This is a genomic window from Mycobacterium sp. ABE4_509, assembly GCF_056160785.1.
In genome coordinates, this window is record NZ_JBSWXU010000002.1 from 71,669 (window position 1) to 95,828 (window position 24,160).

The 24,160-nt window shown below is 69.2% G+C and carries 17 protein-coding genes; 1 reads left to right on the forward strand and 16 read right to left on the reverse strand.

Annotated features, from left to right (window positions below):
- Window positions 1-3 precede the first annotated feature (3 nt).
- From ACXAID_RS01110 to glf, 16 genes are all read right to left on the reverse strand, one after another.
- A complete protein-coding gene (locus ACXAID_RS01110; protein ID WP_475020324.1) occupies window positions 4-1,389 on the reverse strand; it encodes a serine/threonine-protein kinase in 1,386 nt (461 codons plus the stop codon).
- A 25-nt stretch (window positions 1,390-1,414) separates the two neighbouring features.
- Window positions 1,415-1,855 carry an RDD family protein gene (locus ACXAID_RS01115; protein WP_475020325.1) on the reverse strand — a complete coding sequence of 147 codons (441 nt, stop codon included), beginning with the start codon at window positions 1,853-1,855 and terminating at the stop codon, window positions 1,415-1,417.
- On the reverse strand, window positions 1,839-2,216 hold the full coding sequence (locus ACXAID_RS01120; RefSeq protein ID WP_475020326.1) for a hypothetical protein: 378 nt from the start codon (window positions 2,214-2,216) through the stop codon (window positions 1,839-1,841). Before ACXAID_RS01120 ends, ACXAID_RS01115 begins: the two co-directional genes overlap by 17 nt.
- 87 nt (window positions 2,217-2,303) lie before the next feature.
- Entirely contained in the window at window positions 2,304-3,284 is a 981-nt protein-coding gene (locus ACXAID_RS01125; RefSeq protein WP_475020327.1) for a DUF4331 family protein, read from the reverse strand.
- Window positions 3,285-3,311: 27 nt separating this feature from the next.
- Complete coding sequence (locus tag ACXAID_RS01130) at window positions 3,312-4,865, reverse strand: acyl-CoA carboxylase subunit beta (protein ID WP_475020328.1); 1,554 nt, start codon at window positions 4,863-4,865, stop codon at window positions 3,312-3,314.
- Window positions 4,862-10,363, reverse strand: coding sequence for a polyketide synthase Pks13 (gene pks13 / locus ACXAID_RS01135; protein ID WP_475020329.1), 5,502 nt, complete (start codon window positions 10,361-10,363; stop codon window positions 4,862-4,864). The genes ACXAID_RS01130 and pks13 overlap by 4 nt, the downstream gene beginning before the upstream one ends.
- A 67-nt stretch (window positions 10,364-10,430) precedes the next feature.
- A complete protein-coding gene (fadD32, locus tag ACXAID_RS01140) occupies window positions 10,431-12,320 on the reverse strand; it encodes a long-chain-fatty-acid--AMP ligase FadD32 (RefSeq protein WP_475020330.1) in 1,890 nt (629 codons plus the stop codon).
- 187 nt (window positions 12,321-12,507) lie between these two features.
- Window positions 12,508-13,518, reverse strand: coding sequence for a carboxylesterase Culp6 (culp6, locus tag ACXAID_RS01145; protein ID WP_475020331.1), 1,011 nt, complete (start codon window positions 13,516-13,518; stop codon window positions 12,508-12,510).
- Window positions 13,519-13,572: 54 nt separating this feature from the next.
- Window positions 13,573-14,007 (reverse strand): DUF732 domain-containing protein, encoded by a 435-nt coding sequence (locus ACXAID_RS01150; RefSeq protein ID WP_475020344.1) that lies wholly within the window; start codon window positions 14,005-14,007, stop codon window positions 13,573-13,575.
- 76 nt (window positions 14,008-14,083) lie between these two features.
- Window positions 14,084-14,986 carry an alpha/beta hydrolase-fold protein gene (locus ACXAID_RS01155; protein ID WP_475020332.1) on the reverse strand — a complete coding sequence of 301 codons (903 nt, stop codon included), beginning with the start codon at window positions 14,984-14,986 and terminating at the stop codon, window positions 14,084-14,086.
- A 157-nt stretch (window positions 14,987-15,143) separates the two neighbouring features.
- Window positions 15,144-16,214 (reverse strand): esterase family protein, encoded by a 1,071-nt coding sequence (locus ACXAID_RS01160; protein ID WP_475020333.1) that lies wholly within the window; start codon window positions 16,212-16,214, stop codon window positions 15,144-15,146.
- A 243-nt stretch (window positions 16,215-16,457) separates the two neighbouring features.
- A complete protein-coding gene (aftB, locus tag ACXAID_RS01165; protein ID WP_475020334.1) occupies window positions 16,458-18,461 on the reverse strand; it encodes a terminal beta-(1->2)-arabinofuranosyltransferase in 2,004 nt (667 codons plus the stop codon).
- Window positions 18,439-19,374 (reverse strand): decaprenyl-phosphate phosphoribosyltransferase, encoded by a 936-nt coding sequence (locus ACXAID_RS01170; RefSeq protein WP_475020335.1) that lies wholly within the window; start codon window positions 19,372-19,374, stop codon window positions 18,439-18,441. Before ACXAID_RS01170 ends, aftB begins: the two co-directional genes overlap by 23 nt.
- Window positions 19,371-19,910 carry a phosphatase PAP2 family protein gene (locus ACXAID_RS01175; RefSeq protein ID WP_475020336.1) on the reverse strand — a complete coding sequence of 180 codons (540 nt, stop codon included), beginning with the start codon at window positions 19,908-19,910 and terminating at the stop codon, window positions 19,371-19,373. The genes ACXAID_RS01170 and ACXAID_RS01175 overlap by 4 nt, the downstream gene beginning before the upstream one ends.
- Entirely contained in the window at window positions 19,903-21,891 is a 1,989-nt protein-coding gene (locus tag ACXAID_RS01180) for a glycosyltransferase (RefSeq protein WP_475020337.1), read from the reverse strand. Before ACXAID_RS01180 ends, ACXAID_RS01175 begins: the two co-directional genes overlap by 8 nt.
- Before the next feature lie 16 nt (window positions 21,892-21,907).
- Window positions 21,908-23,140: a UDP-galactopyranose mutase gene (gene glf, locus ACXAID_RS01185; RefSeq protein ID WP_475020338.1), complete on the reverse strand. Its 1,233-nt coding sequence runs from the start codon at window positions 23,138-23,140 to the stop codon at window positions 21,908-21,910.
- Between the two features lie 209 nt (window positions 23,141-23,349).
- Here glf and ACXAID_RS01190 point away from each other — a divergent pair.
- Window positions 23,350-24,160, forward strand: an 811-nt coding sequence (locus tag ACXAID_RS01190; protein WP_475020339.1) for a hypothetical protein, incomplete at its 3' end; no start/stop codon positions are given.

Consider the following 24,160-nt stretch of genomic DNA (forward strand, 5'->3'; position numbering starts at 1 on the left):
CGCTCAGCCGCCCCGGTTGTCGTTGGCGCTCGGGTCGGTGTTCTCGGCCAGGATGTCGTTGCGGCAGTCGACTTCGCTGCGGCCGGTCTGTTCCATACACACCAGCACCGGGGTGTCGGTGTCCGGCGCCGCCCCGGCGGCGGCCGCCTCCGAGGGATGCGTGATCTCGCCGGGGTACAGCGACCACAGCGGCACCCCGGTCGACGACATCCGGGCGCAGTAGGCCGGATCCCCCTGCTCGGTCACCCCTGCCGCGCCCAGCGTCGCGCAGTCCGCCCCGACGACGACCACCGGCAGGGTCACCTGGCCGGTGGCACCTCCGGTGCCCGGCTGATCGGCCTGTGCCCGGCGCTCGTGGCGCTCGTAGAGCACCAGCGACACCACCGAGGCCACCGCGATCAGGGACAGCACCAGCGCGGTCAGCACCAGGATCCGGGTCCGCGACCGCGACTCCGGCGGCTTCTTGACGTGCCGCCCGCCGGTCGCGGCCACCGGCGCCAGCATCGTCGCCTCCGCATCCGGGGCCTCCGGCCCGGCACCGACGTCCGGCTGGGCGCGGGCGCCCAGCGCCCGGGCGAAGTCCGCGCAGCTGTCGAAACGCTGGGACGGCGACTTGGCCAGCGCCCTGCGGAACGCCGCGCTCAGCCCGGACAACTCGGGACGGTGCGCCTCGATCGCCGGCGGCTGCGCCGTCAGGTGCTGGCTGATCACGATGGCCGGGTTGGAGTGCTGGAACGGAGGAGCACCGGTGAGCAGCTGGAACGCGGTGGCGGCCAGCGCGTATTCGTCGGCCCGGCCGTCGATGTGGTCGTCGGCGGTGAGCTGTTCGGGCGCCGAGTAGGCCACCGTGCCCACCGTCATGTTGGTGGCGGTCAGTGAACTGGACTCGCCGACCCGGCGGGCGATCCCGAAGTCGGCCAGCATGATTCGCTCGTGGCTGGTCTCCGGATCGGCGATCAGGATGTTCGCGGGCTTGACGTCGCGGTGCAGCAGGCCACGCTCGTGGGCGTAGTCCAGCGCGCCCCCGACCGCGGCCACGATGCGCAGCACCAGGTCCGGGGGCATCCCGTCCGGGTACCGCTGCGTCAGCAGCGCGGCCGCGTCGGTGCCCTCGACGTGATCCATCGAGATCCACAACCGGCCGTCGAACTCGCCCCGGTCGTGCACCGCGACGATGTGGGGATGCCACAGCGTGGCGGCGATGTCGGCTTCGCGGTTGAACCGCTGCCGGTACTCGTCGTCGGCGCACACGCTCGCCGAGAGCACCTTGAGGGCGTCGTAACGCGGCAGCCGCGGATGCTTGGCGAGGTAGACCTCACCCATCCCGCCGACGCCCAGCAACCGGGCAACCGTGTAACCCGCGATCACCTCGCCGTTGGTCAGCGGCATGGGCGAATCCTACAAGTGGGCAGGCTCATGGGTGCGCGTAGACCACCCGGCTGCCGAGCGCGATGTCCTGCAACGACCTTCGCTGCGAATCCACGGCAACCCACAGCAGGCCGATCGGGAAGAACACGTAGGCCACGGCCCGCGCCACCGCGATCACCGGCCGCATCCGCCCGCCGCGACGTCCGATGACCTGCAGCCCCATCACCACCGCGCCGACGGTGCAGCCCGACACCGCCCAGCAGCCGGCCAGGTAGACGATCGCGACGCCGAACGCCACCGCGGTGGAGAAGACCTTGTCGAGCGCCGGAAACCGGAACGCGCCCGGGTTCAGCGCGATGCTGGCCAACAGCAGACCCAGATAGAGGAAACCCAGCAGCACGGACACGACGGTCAGGTCGATCACCGCGGCCGTGCCGCGGCTGACGATGCCCGCGCTGCGGTGCTCGACGCTATCGCTGCCGGCCACGGAGACCCTGCCGGCGGCCCAACATCCGATCGACGAAGCCGGCCACCGCGTCGTCGGCGCGCTCCCCCTGCGACCGCACGTCGGTCATCACCTCGGCGGTCACCGAGGTGGTGGACTGGCGGATGATGGCGGGCAGGTCGACGCCGTCGATCACCTGATCGGCCAGACCGATGAGGTCGAGACGCGCGATGACCGCCTCGATGGCCTCGGCCTCGACCTTGTCCCGGATGATCGCGGTGAGATCAAGTTCGTCGATCACAGCTGCCACGATCAGCGACAGTACGGCGTGCGCCTCGACTCTGCCGCGGGTGAACCATCCCCCGACCAGCGGCAACCCCTCACAGCTGCGGTAGGCCTCCAACAACACCGACCTCGGGAGGTCCCGGACGGGTTCAGCCCGGGGCGCGGGGTCGGCCCCTGAATCTGTCCCAGAAGTCACCGCGGGCCCCTAGTGCGGCGTGCCCAGGTACGGGAAGTCCAGCAGCAGGTCGTCGTGCGGGGTCAGCCCCGACGGCGGGCACTGCCCCTTGGTCAGGAACGCCAGGCGGTAGTCGATCACGTCGTCGGTCAGGGTGCGCCCGTTCGGATAGCGCGCCGGCTGGGAAGGGTTGTACACCAGCATGTCGGGCAGGGTGCCCTCGGTGTTGATGGCCTCGATCGCCTCGTCGCGGGTGTACCCGCCGGTCCGGCCCATCAACTCGATGAGCGGGCCGATCCAGCGGTCCCGGTCGCGGTTGGGTTCCCCGGTCGAGAACGAGTGCGGCGCGGTGCCGGTGCTGAACAGGTTGCTGATCAGCGGCTGGGCCACCCGGTCGACGTGCAGCCAGGTGCCGTCCTGCAGCAGGCTGCACCGGCCCCAGACCCGCACGTCGGGATGTGCCCCGAGGTAGCTGGTGGGAAGCTCGACCGCCATCGTCATGACGTTGGCGCCGGCGCGGGAGTCGGTACCGGTCCACGGGCTCTGGCCGTGTCCGTCGAACAGGCTCGTCAGGCCGTCGTGGTCCAGGAACGCCGGATCGCTGCGGGCCCCCGCGAAGAACGTGAAGCTGCCCGAGCGCCACACATGCGGGGTCGAGTCGAACGACACCGCGACGTCACCGAAGATCCGGGATCCGGCGGCGGCGTCCACCCGGGAGGTCCCGGCCAGCGCCAGGTAGACGTCGACCTTCTGGCGCGGACCGTCAGGACCGTCGAGCGGTTCGGTGAACACGAAGTTGAACGCGATGTCGTTACGCAGGTCCCCGTCGTTGTCGATGGCGATCCGGTAGACCGCGTCGGGGTGCATCGCGTCACCGCCCGGATTGGCGGTCAGGATCAGCGCGGTGCGGGCGGGATCGTGCGGCGACCGGAACACGTACAGGTCACGCAGGTCCAGCCGCGCATCGTCGGCGGGCGCGCCGAGGCTCAGCCCGGGAATGTGGTTCGACACAGGTCCATCCAACCGCACGCAGGCGTACTAGATCGGGGTGAGGCCGTGCTTGCGCTGCACCTTGGGGAAGTTCTGTTTGTCCCGCAGCAGGTGCAACGACTTGCGCAACAGCAGCCGGGTCTGGTGGGGCTCGATCACGCCGTCGATGTAGCCGCGCTCGGCCGCGATCCACGGCGTGGCCATGTTGAGGTTGTACCCCTCGATGAAGTCCGCCCGGATCTTCTGCACCTCGGGGGCGGTCGGGTCCGGGAACCGCTTGACCAGCAGCTGCGCCGCACCTTCGGCACCAATGACCGCGATGCGGGCGGTCGGCCACGCGAAGTTCAGATCGGCCGAGAGCTGCTTGGAGCCCATCACCGCATAGCCGCCGCCATAGGCTTTGCGGATCACGACGGTCACCTTGGGCACGTCGGCCTCCACGATGGCGTTGAAGAAGCGTCCGCCGCGCTTGATGATGCCGTTCTTCTCCTCCCCGACACCGGGCAGCGCGCCGGGGGTGTCCACGACGAACACCAGCGGCAGGTTGTAGGAGTCGCAGAACCGGATGAAGCTGGCCGCCTTGTCCGACGCCTCACTGTCCACCGCACCGGAAAGCACCATCGGCTGGTTGGCGATCACACCGACCGGCCGGCCGTCGACTCGGGCGAACGCGGTGATCAGAGCCCGGCCGCGCTGATCGGCGATCTCGAATACATCGCCGTCGTCGAAGATCCGCAGCAGGATCTCCATCATGTCGTAGGCCTGGTTGTCCGAATCCGGCACGATCGAATCCAGCTCCAGATCGTGCGGGGTGATCTCGGGTTCGAGACCCGGGTTGATGATCGGTGGGTCGTCGAAGTGGTTGGCGGGCAGGAAGCTCAAGTAGTCGCGTACGTACTGATAGGCCGCAGCTTCGGACTCGACGACCTTGTGGATGTTGCCCCGCTGTGCCTGGACGTCGGCGCCACCGAGCTCGTCGAACGTGACGTCCTCACCGGTCACGTCCTTGATCACGTCGGGCCCGGTGATGAACATGTAGCCCTGGTCGCGCACCGCGACCACCAGGTCGGTCTGGATCGGCGAGTAGACCGCACCGCCGGCGCACTTGCCGAAGATCAGCGAGATCTCGGGCACCAACCCGCGCAGCATCTCGTGGCGACGCCCCAGCTCGGCGTACCAGGCCAGCGAGGTGACCGCGTCCTGGATGCGGGCGCCGGCCGAGTCGTTGATGCCGATGATCGGGCAGCCGACCATCGCCACCCACTCCATCAGGCGGGCCACCTTGCGACCGAACATCTCGCCGACCGAACCCTGGAACACCGTCTGGTCGTGGCTGAAGACCCCGACCGGGCGGCCGTTGATGGTGCCGTGGCCGGTGACCACACCGTCGCCGTAGAGCGCCGCCGGGTCGCCCGGTGTCTTGGCCAGCGCACCGATCTCGAGGAAACTGCCCGGATCGAGCAGGTCGTGGATCCGTGACCGCGCCGACGGGATGCCCCGCTTCTCCCGTTTGGCGACCGCCTTCTCCCCACCGGGCTCTTTGGCCTCCTCGAGCTTCACCCGCAGTTCGGCCAGGAGTTCGGCGGTGGGTTTGTTGGTCACTTGCTCTCGCTCTCAGATTCGATGGCGTTGATCGCCTCGCTCATGTGGGCGCCCACCTTTGCAATGTACGGCTCGTCGATGGCCTGGATGTGCTCGCCCCCGATCGGCACCACCTCGAGATCGCCGACGAACTCGCCCCAGCCGCCGTCCGGCTGGCGGGTGGCGTACGCGGGCTCGAAGTAGATGGCGTCGTCGTGGTAGCGGTCGGCCATGTACAGCGTGACGTGGCCGGGGTAGGGCTTGATCTCGGCGGTGTCGATGGCCCGCTGGTCCAGGTAGGACGTGCGCTGGTGCTCGATGATGCCGCCCGGGATCTGCACGCCGCTCTGGCTGACCACGTCGAGCACGAACTTCACCTGTCCCTCGTCATCGAGTTGCTCGAGCTCCTCGTAGGGGATCTCTGGGACCTCGACGTTGAAGGTGCGCTCGGCGAAGCGGGCGTACCGGTCCCAGCGCTTGCGCGTCTCCTCCTGGGTCTGCGGGATCTCCTCACCCGGGCGGACGGCGTCGATCAGGCCGACGAACCGCACGTCGGCGCCGGCCTCCCGCAGCCCGATCGCGCAGGCGTAGGCCAGCACCCCGCCCAGCGACCAGCCGGCCAGGACGAACGGCTTGCGCGATCCATTTCCCGTCGCATCGCTCGCCCAGCCGTTGAGCTCGAGCAGCTTGGGCACGTATTCGCGGGCCCGCTCCTCGATGGACCCCTCCACCCGTTCGATGCCGTACATCGGGGTGTCCGGGGGCAGCCGCTTGAGCAGCGGCTCGTAGACCACCGTCGACCCGCCCGCGGCGTGGAAGACGAACACCGGGATCCGGTCGCTGCCCTGCTGCGGTGCCCGGATGGTGCGCACGAACCCGTCGACCTTGCCGCCCTCGAGGTACTCCCGGACGGTGCTGGACAGTTCTTCGATGGTGCCGGCGGCCCGCACGTCCTCGGCGGTGACGGTGCCCTCGTCGACCCGTTCGGTCAGCCGCTCGGCGATCTTCGCGGCGACGGCGTCGTCGACGGAGGGCAGCTCGTTGAAGATGCCGCCGGGCGACTTGCCCGTCACGATCGCCCAGGTGGCGAAGGTGACCCGTTCGGCGGCGTCGCGGGGCGGGACGTCGGCGCCCAGCGCCTCTACGACGGCTTCCTGGCTCAGCGCCTTCGATGCGGCGGCGACGGTCGACTGCGACGGCCCCGTGGCCGGGGCCGGACCACTCGGATCCGTGGGCGCAGCGGGAATCGACAGGCCACCGGCCGGGCCGGACGGATCGGTGGGCGGCGGCGGGATGTCCGGGGCGCCCTGCGCCTCGACCGAGTCGGTGGCGATCTGTTCGGCAGCCTCCGGCTGGCCGGCGATGGGGTGACCCGCCTCGGCGAGCTTGGACTCCAACTCGGCGACGGTGCTGGCCCCGCCCATCAGCTCGGCCTGCTCGGCGGCGATCTCCTCGGCGGTCTTGCCCTGCTGGGATTCGGCCAGCTGGCCGACCTCGTCGCGGTGCTCGACGGCGTAGGCGATGAGCTTTTCCACCGCGTACAGGTTGGCGTCGCGCACGGCCGTCAGCTGGATCGGTGGCAGGTCGAAGTCGTACTCGACGCGGTTCTTGATGCGCACCGCCATCAGCGAATCCAGACCCAACTCGATCAGCGGCACCTCCCACGGCAGGTCCTCGGGCTCGTAGCCCATGGCCCCGCCGACGATGGCACCGAGCCGGTCGGCGATCGTCTCGCCGGAGTCGGGGCTCCACTTGGCGAAACCGGCCGCCAGCCCGGCGCCGGCGGTGAGGTTGTCGGTCAGGATGGCGGCGTCGGATTCGGTCTCGGGTTCGGGCTCCGCCGACACGACCGCGGCGGTTTCGGCGACGGTGCCGGCGCCGACGGCGGTGGGCAACGCGCTCTGCTGGCCGCCGCGGGTCACGATCGCGTCGTAGACCAGCGTGAACGACTCGTCGATGCGCGAGTGCACCTGCACACCGGCTCCCCCCGGGTGCCGGGTCAGCGTCGTCACCAGCCGGGCCCCCTCGCCGGGAACGGCCCGCTGCTCGGACGCGGTCAGCTTGGCATCCGGAAGAACCGCCGCGGCAGCGGCTTTCACCAGCGCCGACAGCGCCGCCGCGTCGACGGCCCCGCGCGGCAGGTACTCCCACACATGTCTGCCGTCGGGGGTGGCGACGTGGTTACCCGGCATGACCGTGGAGCTGTCCCCGGTGAAATGCGCCTCCAGCCAGTGCGGCTTGCGCTTGAACCGGGTCGGCGGGATGTCGGCGTAGTCGGTGGCCGGGTCCGCCGGCCGGTCGGCCGGCGGCGGGAAGACGGTGCGGAAATCGAGGTCGTGGCCGTAGACGAACAGGTTCGCGATCGCGGTCGTCATGGAGTCGACCTCGTCGGCCTTGCGGGCCAGGGTCGGGATCAGCTGTGCGTCATGGAGGCCGGCGGCCGCGGTGGTCAATCCGACCTGCATGAGCGCCACCGGGTTCGGCGCCAGCTCCAGGAACGTGGTGTGACCGTTGTCCACGGCGTTGCGGATGCCGTGGGTGAAGTACACGCTGTGCCGCAGGCCCTTCTTCCAGTAGTCGACGTCGTGGATCGGGTCGGAACCGGCCCGCAGCAGGTTCCCCTCGTGCACCGTCGAGTAGTACGCCGTCTGCAGCGGATGCGGTTGGATGCCTTGCAGTTCGGCGGCGAGCTCACCGAGCAGCGGATCCATCTGCGAGGTGTGGCTGGCGCCCTTGGTCTGGAACTTGCGGGCGAACTTCCCCTCCGACTCGGCGCGCGCGATGATCGCGTCCACCTGATCGGGCGGCCCGCCGATCACCGTCTGGGTGGGCGCGGCGTAGACGCACACCTCGAGGCCGTCGAAAGCTTCACCGTCCTTGAAGACGGTCTCGATCTCCTCCGGCGAGTACTCGACCAGCGCCATCAGCCGGATGTACTCACCGAACAGCATGGCCTCGCCCTCACCCATCAGGTGCGAACGCGAGCAGATGGCGCGGGTGGCGTCCTCCAGCGACAGCCCACCGGAGAAGTAGGCCGCCGCGGCCTCGCCGAGCGACTGTCCCACCAGCGCACCGGGTTTCGCGCCGTGCGCCTTGAGCACCTCGCCGAGGCCGATCTGGATCGCGAAGATGACCAGCTGAACCTTCTCGATGGGCAGCTCGGTCGTCTCGTCGCTGTAGTCGACGGCGTCGTCGAGGATCAGCTCGAGGATCGAGTGTCCGCGCTCGTCCTGCACCAGCGCGTCGACCTTGTTGATCCACTCAGCGAACGTGTCGTTGCGCAGATACAGGTTCTTGGCCATCTTGCGGTGCTGGGCCCCGAAGCCGGCCAGCACCCAGACCGGGCCGCTGGTCACCGGGCCGTCGGCGGACAGCACGATCGGATTGGTCTTGCCCTCGGCCAGCGAACGCAGGCCCTTGATCGCCTCGTCGTGGTCGTGGGCCAGCACCACCGCGCGGGAGCGGCCGTGGTTGCGCCGCGACAGCGAGCGCCCGATGGCCTCCAGCGACGACGCCCGGCCGGCCGGGCTGTCCATCCAGTCGGCGAGCTCGGCGGCCGTGGCCCGTTTACGGGAGGTCAGGAACCCCGAAACCGCCAGCGGCACAATGGGCTTGGTCGGGTTCTCGGCCTCGGCGGCGGCCAGTTCCTCGCGGGCCACCTCGAGCAGGCGCAACGCCTCGTCGGTCAGCCCGGGCAGTTCGGGTTCGTCCTCGACGACCCGGCCGAAGAACGCTGGATCATTGTTATCGCCACCGTTTGAATCCTCGTCCTCGTCCTCGTCGTCCTCGACGAGCACCCCGCCGACGTACACGGCCGGTTTGGCCGGTTCGGCGGTCACCTCGACGACGGGTCCCTCGGGTTCGGGCTCGACCAGATCGCCGGGGAGCACCTCGCGAAGCACCAGATGCGCGTTGGCCCCGCCGAACCCGAATCCGGACACCCCGCTGATCGCGTGGCCGCTGTAGCGCGGCCAGTCGGTGACGGTGTCGGCGACCTTGAGGTGCTCTCTGTCGAAGTCGATGTAGGGGTTCGGGCCGCTGTAGTTGATCGACGGCGGGATCTTGCCGTGGTGCAGCGCCAGCGCCATCTTGGCCAGGCTCGCCGCACCGGCCGCCGACTCGAGGTGCCCCACATTGGATTTCACCGCGCCCAGCAGAGCGGGACGGTCGGCGGCGCGGCCGCGGCCGACCACCCGGCCCAGCGCGTCGGCCTCGATCGGGTCGCCGAGGATGGTGCCGGTGCCGTGCGCCTCGACGTAGTCGACGGTGCGCGGGTCGATACCGGCGTCCTTGTAGGCCTTGCGCAGCACCTCTTCCTGCGCGTCCGGGTTCGGGGCCAGCAGACCGTTGGACCGCCCGTCGTGGTTGACCGCACCGCCGGCGATGACGGCCAGGATCTCGTCACCGTCGCGGCGGGCGTCGGCGAGGCGCTTGAGCACCAGCATGCCGCCGCCCTCGGAGCGTGCGTAGCCGTCGGCGTCGGCGGAGAACGACTTGATCCGGCCGTCCGGGGCGAGCACGCCGCCGACCTCGTCGAAACCGACCGTCACCAGCGGGGTGACCAGCGCGTTGACGCCCCCGGCCAGCACCACGTCGGCGTCGCCGGCCCGCAGCGCCTTGACCCCTTCGTGCACGGCGACCAGCGACGACGAACACGCGGTGTCGATGGCCATCGACGGGCCGCGGAAGTCGTAGAAATACGACACCCGGTTGGCGATGATCGAACTCGCGGTGCCGGTGATGGCGTACGGATGCGCCGTCGACGGATCGGCGACCCCGAGGAAGCTGTAGTCGTTGGTGGAACTGCCGACGTAGACGCCGACGCTTCCGCCGCGCAGGCTCGAGGCGGGGATCCGGGCGTTCTCCAGGGCCTCCCAGGTCAGCTCCAGGGCCATCCGCTGCTGCGGATCGATGTTGTCGGCCTCCATCTTCGACAGTGCGAAGAACTCGGCGTCGAAGCCCTTGATGTCGGACAGGTAGCCGCCTCGGGTGCGGGCCTTGGCGACCCGCTCGGCGACCCGGGGCTCGGAGAGGAACTCCGACCAGCGGCCGTCCGGCAGGTCGGTGATGGCGTCGCGGCCCTCGAGCAGCGCGGCCCACATCTGTGCCGGGGTGTTCATCTCGCCCGGGAACCGGGTGCCGACGCCGACGATGGCGATGTTGGCGACGCCCTCGTCGACCTCTCGGGTCCAGTCCTCGGCGTCCAGCGCCGAGGCGTCCTCCTCGGGTTCACCCTCGACGATCACGGTGGCCAGCGCCTCGATGGTGGGGTGCCGGAACGCGACGGTGGCGGTCAGCGTGACGCCGGTGAGGTCCTCGATGTCACTGGCCATCGCGACGGCGTCGCGCGACGACAGACCGAGCTCAACCAGCGGCGCGCTCTCGTTCACCGATTCCGGCGCCTGCCCGGTGGCGTTGCCGACCCAGTTGCGCAGCCACTCGCGCATCTCGGCGACGCTCATGTCCGGCCCGCCCTGCGGGGCCGCCGGGCTCACCGCATCGTCTTGTGGTTCAGTCATTCGTCACCTCACGATCGACCCGGCCGCCCCGTGGGGCCGCCGTTGGGGCGTTGCTGGAGTTGGAACGTCAGTCCGTCTCGTCCGGGAAGGCGTTGGCCACCTTGCCGCTGCGCAGGCTGCCGTCCAGGTACGCCGAGCGGCAGGCGCGGCGGCCGATCTTGCCGCTGGATGTTCTGGGGATGGCGCCGGCCGGTGTCAGCAGCACGTCGCGCACCGTCACACCGTGGCGCACGGCGATCGCGGCGCGGATGTCGTCGGCGATCGGCGCCAGGTCCAGCTTGTGCGAGCCGGGGGCGCGCTCACCGACGATCACCAGCTGCTCGGAGGTGTCGTCGGGGTCGCGCTTGAGCCCGGCATGGGAGTTCTCGAACACCTCGTCGGGCAGCTGGTTGGCCGGCACCGAGAACGCGGCGACGAACCCGGTGCGCAGCGCCTTGGTGGCCTCCTGGGCCGAGTACTCCAGGTCCTGCGGGTAGTGGTTGCGGCCGTCGACGATCACCAGGTCCTTGACCCGGCCGGTGATGTAGAGCTCGCCCTCGTGGTAGGCGCCCAGGTCTCCGGTGCGCACCCAGGTCGCGTCGTCGGTGGCGCCCTCGGCGTGCGACGGGCTGGTGCGGGACTTCAGGATGTTCTGAAAGGTCGCGACGGTCTCTTCGGGCTTGTTCCAGTAGCCGGTGCCCATGTTCTGTCCGCTGATCCAGATCTCACCGATCTGGCCGTCGGGCAGCTCGGAGGCGGTGTCGTGGTCGACGATCACCGCCCACTCGGCGACACCGATCTTGCCGGCGCCGGCCTGCGGAACGGCCTTGGGCGAGTCATCGGGCACCGGGACGAAGCGGTGCTTGTTGAGCTCGTCGCGATCGACCGAGGTGATCTTCGGGAACTCGTTCGACGGTGTCGTCGACACGAACAGCGTGGCCTCGGCCAGCCCGTAGGACGGCTTGATGGCCTGGGGACGGAAGCCGAACGGGCCGAACGCGTCGTTGAACCGGCGCACCGTCGCCGCGGAGATCGGCTCGCTGCCGTTGAGGATCGCCTTGACATTGGACAGATCCATGTCGGCTTCGTCGTCCTTGGGCACGCCCCGGGCCGCCGCATGGTCGAACGCGAAGTTGGGAGCCACCGAGATGGTGCCGCCGGTGTCGCCTTCCTTGCGGGCCAGTTCACGGATCCAGCGGCCCGGGCGACGCACGAACGCGGCCGGGGTCATGAACGTGACGTAGTGGCCGATCATCGGCGACAACAGCACCGTGATCAGGCCCATGTCGTGGAAGAACGGCAGCCAGGACACCCCGCGGTCGCCCTCTTCGCCCTGCAGCGCCTCGATGACCTGGACCACGTTGGTGGCCAGGTTCAGGTGGGTGATCTGCACGCCGGTGGGGATGCGGGTCGAACCGGAGGTGTACTGCAGGTAGGCGATGGTGTCCGGCTCGACGTCGACCGGTTCCCAGGTGGCGCCGACCTCGTCGGGTACGGCGTCGACCGCGATCACCCGGGGCCGCTGATCGGCCGGCCGGGTGCGGAAGAACTTGCGCACCCCCTCGGCGGCGGCGGTGGTGGTCAGGATGGCGGTCGGGGTGCAGTTGTCCAGCACGGCGTGCAGCCGGCCGACGTGGCCGGGCTCGGACGGGTCGAACAGCGGCACCGCGATGCGGCCCGAGTACAGGGTGCCGAAGAACGCGACCAGGTAGTCCAGGTTCTGCGGGCACAGGATCGCGATGCGGTCGCCGGGTTCGGTCACCTGCTGCAGGCGGGCGCCCACCGCACGGTTGCGGGCACCGAAGTCGGCCCAGTGCAGATCACGCGCGACGCCGTCGCGTTCGGTGGAGAAGTCGAGGAACCGGTAGGCCAGCTTGTCGCCACGCACCTTGGCCCATCGTTCGACGTGCTTGACCAAGCTGCCATTGTCAGGGAACTTGATCAATCCGTCCTTGATGAACGGGTTGTGGAAGGCCATCTCAATACTCCAATCAAGCGGGATTCACTATCCCAAACCCCGAAGATCGTACCGGTCAGGCGGCTCCCCGCCCGGCATCAGCCAGCCGCCGCTCTTAGATGTTTCTTAATCTGACGTAATGCTAGGCGACCTGCGCGGCTCCGCCAAATCTGACGTGACAACTTTGACGAAACCTTTGGGTCACAGCTCAGCCATGTTTGGGCTGCGGCGCGTTGGCGATCAGGTTGCGCGCCCAGTTCAGTGTCCACTGCGTCGCGGGCTGGCCGTCGATGTTCCAGAACTCCGGTGTGGCGTACATCGCGTGCACCGGCTGGCCCGCGCCGCCGGCCAGCACCTCCAGCGTCCTGGGCAGCTGGGTGATGTTGAACGCCGACTCCGGCGCCGCGCAGATCAAGTCGCCCCGGGCACAGATCTCGTTGGTCCGGTCGTTGAGCATGCCGAACCCGCCCGGGCGCGGCCCGGTCATCGTCAGGCCCAGCGCCGAGAGCGTGGGCACCTCGTGCAGCGTGATCTCGGCACCCTGGCCGTCCGGGTTGGGCCCGACGTCCTGGCCCACGCCGTCCTGGCGGCGGCCGTCGGCGATCAGCGTCACACCCAGCACCAGGTCCTGGTCCACCGGTCCCCGGCCGTTGCCGATGTCGCTGGCGATGTCCCCGGCGATCACCGCGCCCTGGGAGAAGCCGACCAACACGTAGCTGGTCAGCGGGCACCGGTCGTTCATGCCCGTGATGGCCTGGACCGCGGCACGGGTTCCCTCGGCGCGGCTGTCGTTGTAGGACATCTGGGTGTCCGAGGACAGCGGATTGTGGAACTGCGCGGTGTACGGGACGGTGAACACCTCGACGCGCTGCGTCCCGAACTCGGCCCGGATCGGGTTGGTCACGTTGAGCAGCAACGCTGCCGGGAACTGCACCGGGTTGAACGGATCGAGCTGCACCGACGACTCCCAGGTACCTGGGATCGAGATCAGCTGGACGTCCGGGCAGCTCGCATCCTGGAAGTCCGGCCGCGGCTTGCGCAGGGTCGGCGGCACCGCGGTCGGCTGACCCACACCCGGCGGGGTCGCCGACGGCGGGGTGTCCGGCCGGCGCAGCACCACGATCACGATCGCCAGGACCAGCACCACGACCAGGCCCACCGCTGCGGCGGCGGACAGCGCCAGGATGCGGTGGCGCTTACGCCGGTTGGTCTTGGCCATGACGTCGTGAGGCTCCTCGCGTGCGCGGGTGAATGATGTGGCGGGCTGGTCGGGTCAGCAGAGTTGCTCGGTCGCGATGCGGATGTAGTCGTCGGTGACCGAGGTGACCTCGCCCGCCGGCGGCGCGATCGCCGACATCGGTGAGCCGACTTCGTTGCGCACCAGCGGCACCACGAAGTCCCATACCTGTTGATCGGACTGCTTGGCGGCCCGCGCCTGGCACACGTAGGAGCCGATTCGCAGCGCCGCGAGGTCGCTGCTCGGCTGCAGACCGGCGGCCTGCAACGCGTCCAGGTAGTGCCGCTGCGGCGGGGTGACGACCAGGGTGTTGGGATCGTCGCCCGGCTCGGCCGGGCCGGGCAGCGCGGACGCGGACCGGCCGTGGGCGGTCTCGGTCTCCGAGCCCAGCCCCATCACCATGTCGTCGGCCAGCGAGCACCCGGTCAGGCCCGCCCCGGAGGAGACCATCAGCAGGGACAGGCCGGCCATGCCGACGACCCCTGAGATCCGTGACGAGTGCTGCACGCCTTCCAAAGTACCGGCCCGGGGACGCCGAACCCGGCTACTACCGGATCGTGGCCGCTAATTCGCCCGACATTGCTGCCAGCTGGGCGCTCCAGGTGCCCCAATCGTGGTTTCCGGTTGAGGGGAAGTCGAAGTGGGCGTTGCTTCCGCCGATCGAGCGGTAGTGCGCGTAGAACGTGCGGTTGCTGCCCTGGGCCTGGTCGCAGTAGCCGATCATCGCGGGCGGGTCGCTGCAGGTGAGTGTGGCCGGGCTGTGCACCCACAGCCGGGTGTTGTTGTTCACCAGCAACTGGGCGTGCACATCGGGGTCATGCCACTTCCACCGACCCAGTTGTGGCAGACCCCACATGTTGCGGGTGTCGACCCCGCCGAACCGGGCCATGCCGGCGGTGATCGCTCCGTTGAGCGCGGTGGCCGACGGGGTCAGGAAACCCGACAGCGAGCCGGCGAACCGGTACCGGTCGGGGTGGAAGGTCGCCATGGTCAGTGCCCCGGTACCGCCCTGTGCGGCGCCGACGATGCCGTGGCCGCCCGGGGCCAGGCCCTTGTTGGCGGCCAGCCAGTTGGGCAGCTCGTCGGCCAGGAACGTCTCCCACTGCTTGCTGCCGTCGGCCTCCCAGTTGGTGTACAGGCTGAACGCGCCACCGGCCGGGGCGGCCACCGAGACGCCGGAGCCGGCCAGGGTGTTCATCGCGTTGCCCGCGGTCACCCAGTTGCTGACGTCGGGTGCGGCGTTGAACGCGTCGAGCAGCACCACGGCGTGCGGGCCGCCCCCCTGGAACGCCACCGGGATGTCGCGGCCCATCGCGGCCGACGGAACCATCAGGTACTCGACCCCCTGGGCCCGGGCCGTCGGAGTGGTCGGCCCGGACGGAGTCACCCCCACACCCCAGAGCGACACGGCCAACGCGGTCGCTGCGATCATTCGAGTCAGCGCGCGCATCTACCCCACCTCACCATTTCGTCAACCTTCGTCGTCGCCGGACCGCTCTCACCGCAGGTAGTGAACCACATCACCGGCAACAGCCGAGTACGAAAACGACCGACGGCGGTGACCCGCTCAGGATCACCGCCGTCGATCTCGAATTCAGCGCCGGGCGTCAGCCACCGTTGGCCGCGGCCTCGGCATCGGCCTCAGCGGGAGCAGGCGGAGCCGACGGCTGCGGCACCGCACCCAGCACGCGCTGGATGTCCGGCTTCATCTGCTGCAGCTGCTGACCCCAGTAGTTCCAGCTGTGGGTACCGCTGGACGGGAAGTTGAACACACCGTTCTTACCGCCGGCAGCGATGTACTCCTCCTGGAAGGTCTTGTTGGTGCGCAGTGTGAAGCCCTCCAGGAACTTCGCGTTGAACAGGTTGCCCGAGCTCATGCCCGCGTCCAGCTCCGACGGCTTGCCGTTGCCGCAGAAGATCCAGATGCGGGTGTTGTTGGCCACCAGCTTGTTGATGTTGACCATCGGGTCGTTGCGCTTCCAGGCGCTGTCGGGGTCCTCGGTCGGGCCCCACATGTCGTTGGCGCTGTAGCCGCCCGCGTCACCCATCGAGATGTCCACCAGCATCGGCCACCAGCCCTCGGAGAGGTTCAGGAAGCCCGACAGCGAGGCCGCGTACTGGAACTGCTGCGGGTAGTAGATCGCCAGCGTCAGCGCCGCCGAACCGGCCATCGACAGGCCCACCGCCGCGTTGCGGTTCGGGTCGACGCCCTTGTTGGCCGCCAGGTAGGCCGGCAGCTCCCGGGTGAGGAAGGTCTCCCACTTGTAGGTCTGGCAACCGTTGTCGCCGCACGCCGGCTCGTACCAGTCGCTGTAGAAGCTGGACTGCCCGCCGACCGGCATGATCACGGCCAGACCGGAGTCCAGGTACCACTCGAACGCCGCGGTGTTGATGTCCCAGCCGTTGAAGTCGTCCTGGGCACGCAGGCCGTCGAGCAGGTAGACGCCCGGTGCGTTCTCCCCGCCGCTCTGGAACTGCACCTTGATGTCCCGGCCCATCCCCGCGGACGGCACCATGAGGTACTCCACAGGCAGACCCGGGCGAGAGAACGCCCCTGCGGTCGCGGTTCCGCCGACGGCACCGATCAGGCCGGGCAGCAGTGCCGCGACAACAGCCCCCACCGTGACCCGGCGCCACGTCATCTTAGCTGCGCCGCGCAGCCTCCCAACGAGCTTCATGGTTGTTTGGTTTCCCATCTTTCGTAAAGCAGCGTCGTGCACAGGCGGTGGAAATCCTCCACACACCCGGCCCCGTCGCCCGTGTAGTCAACCACACCTTTGTGGTCACTTCTCCCCGCCGCGATCGCCCAGCACCGCTTCGTGCGTGTCATTCACGGTATCCGTCACATGGCTTATCTGACCGACATGGCTCGAGCGTTACGAAAGCAGAAAACCTGCTCTCCCAACAAATCGCCGCCGCGGTCAGGGCCCCGCCGCCGGCAGGCCGGTGTAGGGCGGGTTGACCGGTTCGGGCAGCGGAAGCCCGCATCTGGCCAGCTCATAGCGCGGCACCCGGTCTATCCGGTACCGGGTGAACTCCGCCGCGTGAGCGAAGTTCGACAGGAACCGCCGGGGGCTCATCGGCGCCCGCACCGAGTTGAGCACCGCCTCGGTCTCCGGGCACTCCAGGGCCGCTTCGGCCTGCCGGATCCAGTCCTCGTCCAGATACTCGGGGATCCAGTCCTCGTCCTTGAGGAACGGCCCCTCGGCGACCGCCCAGTCCGGGAAGAGGTTCTTGTCGTGGCCGATGCGGCCGTCTTCGATCCTGGCCGTATGTGCGGCAAGCGGATTCGCCAGACCGATCTGATCGATGACCCTGACGTCGAGCCCCACGTTCATGCCCAGCATGCCCAGGTTGGTGAAGAACACGGTGTGGGGACCGGTCCAGTTGTCCGCGGGTGACCGGGGCCCGTCCCGCGGGGGCGGGATCGCCGGCACCACGTCCCAGACGTCGTAGTTGCCGGCCGGCAACAGCAGGGCCCCGTCCGGGGTGTTCTCGATGGCGGTCAGGACCGCCCGCATCCGCGGATAGTCGAGGTAGTCGGCTGCCGTCAACGGGTGTGCGTGTCCGGTCGCCTGGGCGTAGAAGCGCCGTTCGTCGACGATGCCGGTGGCCGTCACCCGGGTGGCGTCGGCACCCATGCCCGGCGAGTTGGCCGTCCACAGCGCCCAGCCGACCACCGCCAGCCACAGCACGCTGGTGGCACCGGCGTACAGATATCCCGCGCCCCGGGCCATCCGTGCGGGCTCGGGGAGCATGAGCGGGATCACCGACACCGGCGCGATGAGGCAGAACAGCGGGGTGAGCAGCACCCGGCCGTGCATGAAGTCGCCGCCCTGGCGAATCCAGTACACCGCCTGCAGCACACCGCTGATCAGGATGAACGCCACCACCGCCGGCGGGCTGTGCACCAGCCGGGCAAGCCGGCCCGAACCGCCCGCTCCGGTGCCGCCGCCGGACGGCCGCGCCGCCCGGCCCCGCAACAGCAGCACCATGATCGCCAGCCCGACCAGCAGCATCGCCGGAGCCCACAGCAGATACGGCTTGTTGAAGTTGGCGAGGTAGACGAAGCCCTGCTGCCATTTGGAGCCGCTGGCATCCTTGGCCAGCGCCGTGCCGGGGAACAGCAGGCCGTAGTAACCCATCCGGAAGATCTGATAGGCCACCGGCAGCAGCCCGCCGGCGACCAGGATGAGGGTGCGGCGCCGCCAGTCCGGCGCGGCGATCAGCATCATCACCAGCGCCAGCCCGCCGATGAGAGCCAACTCTGGGCGCACCAGCACGCTGAGCCCGGCCAGCACGGCCAGCGCGGCCTCGAACGCGCGCGCGGGCCGTGCCTGCGACCAGCACACCATCAGCCACCACAGCAGCCCGAGATAGGCCAGCACCAAACCGTTTTCCAGCCCCGAGGTGGCGAAGTCACGGGCGGGCGGGACCGCGATGTAGACCAGCGCCCCGGCCGGCAGCAGGACCGCGGACTTGCCCTGCAGGCCGGGGGCGAGCAGCCGGGCGGTGCCCAGCATCACCATCACCACCCCCGCCACGCTGAGCACCAGGGCCAACACCAGCGCGACGTATTCGAGGCGCGCCGGGCCGGCCACCCAGGAACCCACGTACATCAGGTAGGTCCACAGGGTGGAGGTGTTGGCCTCGACCCGTTCCCCGGCGTTGAAGACCGGGCCGTTGCCCGCCATCAGGTTCCGCACCGTGCGCAGCACGATCAGTCCGTCATCGGCGATCCAGCGCCGCTGCCAGGCGCCCCAGCCGAACAGCACCGCGACCAACGTCACACTCACCCAGAGGCTGATCCGGACCGAGGCACTGTAGGGGAAGGCGGGCCAGCGGCTCAGCCGGTCCACCACCGCCTGACTCAGCCGGCCCGCCGGCGGCGCACCCGGGCGCTCAGCTGAGGAAGACGGCGGCACCGATGGTTCCGATCCAGGCCAGTGCCAGCAGTTGGAGCACCCGATCCTTCAACGCGATCTCCTCGGGCTCACCGGCCATCCCGCCGTCGACGTCGACCGCGTAACGCAGGATCGCGATCACGAACGGCACCATGGAGATCACGAACCAGGAGGTGCCGCCGGTGGCATCCCGCTCGAAGGCCCACAGTCCGTAGCACAGCACCAGCGCCGTGGCCGACAGCGTCCACACGAAGCGCAGGTAAGAGCTCGTGTAGCTCTCCAGCGACTTGCGGATCTTGGCGCCGGTCCGTTCGGCGAGCTGCAGTTCGGCGTAGCGCTTGCCCGCGGCCATGAACAGCGAACCGAACGCCATCATCAGCAGGAACCACTGCGACAGCAGCACCCCGGCCGCGACACCGCCGGCGATCGCCCGGATGAGGAAACCCGAGGACACGATGCAGATGTCGATGACCGGCTGGTGTTTCAGGCCGAAGCAGTAGGCCAGCTGGATGGTGATGTAGATCGCCATCACCAGTGCCAGATTGGGGGTGACCAGCCACGAGATCACCAGTGACAGCAGCCCGAGCACGGCCGCCATCGCATAGGCGAGCCATTCCGGGACGACCCCCGCGGCGATCGGGCGGAACCGTTTGGTGGGGTGCGCGCGGTCGGCCTCGACGTCACGTGCGTCGTTGACCAGATAGACCGTCGAGGCCGCCAGGCAGAAGACCAGGAACGCCAGCAACACCCGGACCAGCACTTCGCCCTGGTCGTAGACGTAGCGGTCGTCGCCCAGCGCGGCGACCGGCGCGGCGAAGACCAGAACGTTCTTCACCCACTGGCGGGGCCGCAGCGCCTTGACGATGCCGGCCACCAGGTTGTTCGGCGGGCCGGCCGCCGGGCCCGCCTCGTGTCCGACCTGGGATGCGCTCACGGGCGCCCTCCTTCGAACCGGTCGGCGACCTTGCCGACCGACTTGCCTACGACTTCACCCACCGCCGCGCCGACCGCGACACCGGCGAGCACATCGCTGGGATAGTGCACCCCGAGCACCAGGCGCGACAACGCCATCGGCGGAACCAGCAGCGGCGGCAACGGCAGCCCGGTGGGCCGGGCCAGCAGCACCGCCGCCGCGGTCGTCGATGTCGCGTGTGCCGACGGGAAGCTCAGCCGGCTGGGTGTCCCCACGTTGACCGCGATGGCCGGGTGGTGCGGACGCTCCCGGCGGACCACCCGCTTGATGACCACCGCGCAGGCGTGGGCGATGAAGGCGCCGGCGCCGGCGGCGAGGTAGTCGCGGCGGTGGCGCGGGGACACCAGCGCCCCCAGTGCGGCCACCGTGAGCCAGCCGAGGCTGTGCTCACCGAAGTGGGACAGCGCACGGGCGGTGGGGAGCACACCCGGGCGCTCGGCCAGCCCATGCTGGACGGCCACCAGCACGGCGTCCTCGCCGCGCGGAGCGTCAGGCATCTCCGGCTCTCACCGCGGTGGCCACCGGCGCCGGTGCCTGGCCCCCGTTGAGCACCGACTCCCACTTCTGCTGACTGGTCAGGGTGGGCAGGGCGGCCCGGTAGACCTTGCGCATCCGGTTGAATCTGCGGGCCAGCCGGATGTGCTGACGCATCGAGGCCCGCAACAGTTCGAACATCTTGGCCCGGTCCCGCTGCCGGTAGACCACGCCGCGACCGTCGGCGGTGGTCACGGTGACGCCGTCGACCCGGCACAGCAGGAACCACCGGGCGTCCTGGGTGGCGACGTTGAGTTGGGGCCGCTGATGGTGCGCGGGGTCGTGCTGGGTGAGTTGATGGGACACCCCGCGGGCCAGCCGTACCGCGATGGCCGGCAGCGACGTCGGGATCGTGATCTTCTTGCGGCGCATGTCCGAGGGCGGTGGCAGCGCGGTGGCCCCCGGCAGCACCACCGCGTCGGGATAGTGCTCACGCATGGCGCGCACGTCGGGCAGCGCGGACTCCAGGATCGAGAAGATGTGGTCCGGCCCGGCCAGGAAATCGGCCATTGCCTTGTTCTGAATCGCTACCGTTGAATACTCAAGGCAGAGAAGGTGTTTGAGAGTGGCCTTGATCGACGAGGCCATCAGTCCGGTGACCTTGCCGTCCCAGTGCAGCGCGGCGACGACCAACCGGTTGCGCAGATGGAAGTACGCCTGCCAGTCGATCGCGTCGTCCTTGTCGCTCCAGGCCATGTGCCAGATGGCCGCTCCCGGCAGGGTGACCGTGCCGTAGCCGTGTTCGGCGGCGCGCAGGCCGTAGTCGGCGTCATCCCATTTGATGAACAGCGGCAGCGGCTGACCCAGTTCCTCGGCCACCTGGCGCGGGATCATGCACATCCACCAGCCGTTGTAGTCGACGTCGACCCGGCGGTGCAGCAGCACACTGCGGTCGTCCTCGTCGGCCAGCGGATACTTGGCGAAGTCGTGGTCGTACTCGGTGTTCGGCGCGTTGGTCCACATGAAGTTGGCCCGGTTGACCACCTCGCCCATCACGTGCAGGTGCGACGGCTCCTGCAGGTTGAGCATCTGTCCACCCACCAGCGTCGGCGCCTTGGCGAAGCGGTTCATCGCCAGCGCCCGCAGCACCGAGTCGGGCTCGATGCGGATGTCGTCGTCCATGAACAGGATCTGTTCGCAGTCGGTGTGGTTCAGCGCCTCGTACATCACCCGGCTGTAACCCCCCGAGCCACCGAGGTTCGGCTGGTCGTGCAGCGACAACCGGTCCCCCAGGGCCGCGGCCGCAGCCTCGAAGCCGGGATGGTCCTTGGCCTTCCGGTTTCCCTGATCGGAGACGATGACCGCGCCGATCACCTTGTCCACCAATGGATCCGAGGTCAACGCGGCGAGGGCGTTGACGCAGTCGGCAGGGCGGTTGAAGGTCGGGATGCCGACGGCGACGTCGGCCCGGCCCGGGGCGGGCACGGGTGCGTACCAGCCCGCGTGGCGGAGCGTCACCGCACTGTCGGTGGTGATGTCGAACCAGACCCATCCGCCGTCCTCGAACGGGTCCAGGCCGACCTCGAACTCGACGACGGACACCCCCGAACCGTCCGTCGCGGAGGTCGGTACGCCGGAATCGCCGCCGAACTCCGAGCCGCCCACGGTGATCCGGGCCCCGGTGGCCTTGGTGCGGTAGAGGTCGACGCGGCCGCTGCCGGTCAGTTCGACCCGCAGCACCACCGTCTCCAGGGTCGACCAGCGGCGCCAGTAGCTGGCCGGGAACGCGTTGAAATAGGTGGCGAACGAGACCTCCGACTCCGCACCGATCTCGAGCTGGGTGCGCGCCGGCGCATGGGCACGGCGGGCGTTGGTGTCCGACTCCTCGATGTAGAGCTTGCGGACGTCAAGCGGCTCGCCGGGCCGTGGCAGGATGACGCGGGCCAGCAGGCTGATCGCCCGCGACGCCCCGGCGTCCAGCGCTCCGGACGGGATGTCACTCAACGGTTTCTCTTTTCATTCAGGTGTTGCCTTCGGTCTCGGCGGTGGCCAGCGGCGCGCCGTCGCGCAGGTGTGGCGCCAGAACGTTGTCGAACATGTTCAGCGCGCTGGCTATCGCCATGTGCATGTCCAGATACTGGTATGTGCCCAATCGGCCGCCGAACAGAACCTTCGCCGAAGCGGTCTCGGCCTTGGCCCGCGCCCGGTAGGCCGCCAGCAGGGCGCGGTCGGACTCGGTGTTGATCGGGTAGTAGGGCTCGTCGTCGGCCTCGGCGAAGCGCGAATACTCCCGCATGATCACGGTCTTGTCGTCCGGGTAGTCGCGCTCGGGGTGGAAGTGCCGGAACTCGTGGATCCGGGTGTAGGGCACATCGGCGTCGTTGTAGTTCATCACCGGGGTGCCCTGAAAATCCCCGCAGTCGCTCAACACGTCGAGTTCGAAGTCGAGGGTGCGCCACCCCAGCCGGCCTTCGGCGTAGCCGAAATAGCGGTCGAGCGGGCCGGTGTAGACGACCGGAGCCGACGGGGACGCCGCACGCAGTTGCTCGCGCACGTCGAACCAGTCGGTGTCGCAGCGCACCTCGATGCGCTCGTCGGCGGCCATGTTCTGCAACCAGGCGGTGTAGCCGTCGACGGGCAGGCCCTCGTAGGTGTCGTTGAAGTAGCGGTTGTCGAACGTGTACCGGACCGGCAGCCGGGTGATGTTCGACGCGGGCAGTTCCTTGGGGTCTGTCTGCCACTGCTTGGCGGTGTAATGCTTGACGAAGGCCTCGTAGAGCGGGCGCCCGATCAGCGAGATCGCCTTCTCCTCGAGGTTCTGGGCGTCGGCGGTGGAGATCTCGGCGGCCTGGTCGGCGATCAGCGCGCGGGCCTCGTCGGGGGTGAAGTAGCGGCCGAAGAACTGGCTGACCAGGCCCAGTCCCATCGGGAACTGATAGGCCTGCCCGTTGTGCAGCGCGAACACCCGGTGCTGGTAGCCGGTGAACTCGGTGAACTGGCGCACGTAGTCCCACACCCGCTGGTTGCTGGTGTGGAACAGGTGCGCGCCGTAGCGGTGGACTTCGATGCCGGTCTCGGGCTCGGGTTCGGAGTAGGCGTTACCGCCGAGGTGTCCGCGCCGCTCGATGACCAGGACGCGCTTGTTCAGCTCCGTGGCCGCGCGTTCGGCGATCGTCAGGCCGAAGAACCCGGAACCGACGACGAAAAGGTCCCAGTGCTGTTCGGGCTGAGGCAGTGCTGTCATCGGCAGCAAGGGTATCCGACCGAGGGGTGCGGCCCGAGGTTGGCCGAGCCGCCCAGATCGCAATTGGCTCACGATTCAGCATCGTCACTCCAGTCACAGCATTCACTTCATTAACATCAACTGCGTACGAAGATCCAGACGCTCGACGACCGTCACCCCGCGGTGGCAGCGACGACCTGCGGGCTGGGTCTTTACGTCCAGACATTGAGGAGACTTCCGTGCCGAACCGACGCCGCCGCCGGCTCTCGACAGCCTTCAGCACCGTCGCCGCCCTGGCAGTCGCAAGCCCTGTTGCAGTCGTGGCCATGTCCGACATCTCCGAGGGCGAACCCCAGCACCGGGAGTTCGTGCAGGCCGCCAGCATCACCGACCTCCCGGGCGAGCTGATGTCGGCGCTGTCCCAGGGACTTTCCCAGTTCGGCATCAACCTGCCCCCGTTGCCGACCGGGCTGCTCACCGGATCGAGCCCGGCGCCCACCACGATCACCCCCGGCCTGGGCACACCGGGCCTGGGCGTGCCCGGCCTGGGCACACCGGGGTTGACCGCCCCGGCGCTCACCGACCCGGGCCTGTCGAATCCGGCGCTGACCAACCCCGGCTTGACCAACCCCGCCGGGGCCCTGCCGACGCTCACCGATCCCGCGCTGGCCGCCCCGGAGACCGCCCCCTCCGGCGGGCTGACCACCCCCGGTGTGACTCCGTCGCTGACCGATCCGGCGCTGGCCACGCCCGGCCTGAGCACCCCGCCGGCGCTGACCGACCCGACGCTGGGGGCCGCCCCCATCTCGACGGCGGCAGGCCTGCCCGCCACCGGCGAGATCCCCATCTCCGCGCCGATCGGCCTGGACCCCACGCTGGGCGCCTACCCGATCCTGGGTGACCCGTCGCTGGCGATGGCCCCGGTCGCACCGGCCAGCGGGGGCATCCTCGGCGATCTGTCCAGCGCGGCCGACCAGCTGGGTGCCGGTGAGGCGATCGACCTGCTCAAGGGGATCGTGATGCCGGCCATCATGTCCGCGGTGCAGCCAC

Coding starts and splice junctions, on each gene's coding strand:
- culp6 (WP_475020331.1), bottom strand. CDS start 13,518: ATGGCCAAGACCAACCGGCGTAAGCGCCACCGCATCCTGGCGCTGTCC.
- ACXAID_RS01110 (WP_475020324.1), bottom strand. CDS start 1,389: ATGCCGCTGACCAACGGCGAGGTGATCGCGGGTTACACGGTTGCCCGG.
- fadD32 (WP_475020330.1), bottom strand. CDS start 12,320: ATGGCCTTCCACAACCCGTTCATCAAGGACGGATTGATCAAGTTCCCT.
- ACXAID_RS01160 (WP_475020333.1), bottom strand. CDS start 16,214: ATGAAGCTCGTTGGGAGGCTGCGCGGCGCAGCTAAGATGACGTGGCGC.
- ACXAID_RS01155 (WP_475020332.1), bottom strand. CDS start 14,986: ATGCGCGCGCTGACTCGAATGATCGCAGCGACCGCGTTGGCCGTGTCG.
- ACXAID_RS01150 (WP_475020344.1), bottom strand. CDS start 14,007: ATGGCCGGCCTGTCCCTGCTGATGGTCTCCTCCGGGGCGGGCCTGACC.
- pks13 (WP_475020329.1), bottom strand. CDS start 10,363: ATGACTGAACCACAAGACGATGCGGTGAGCCCGGCGGCCCCGCAGGGC.
- ACXAID_RS01175 (WP_475020336.1), bottom strand. CDS start 19,910: ATGCCTGACGCTCCGCGCGGCGAGGACGCCGTGCTGGTGGCCGTCCAG.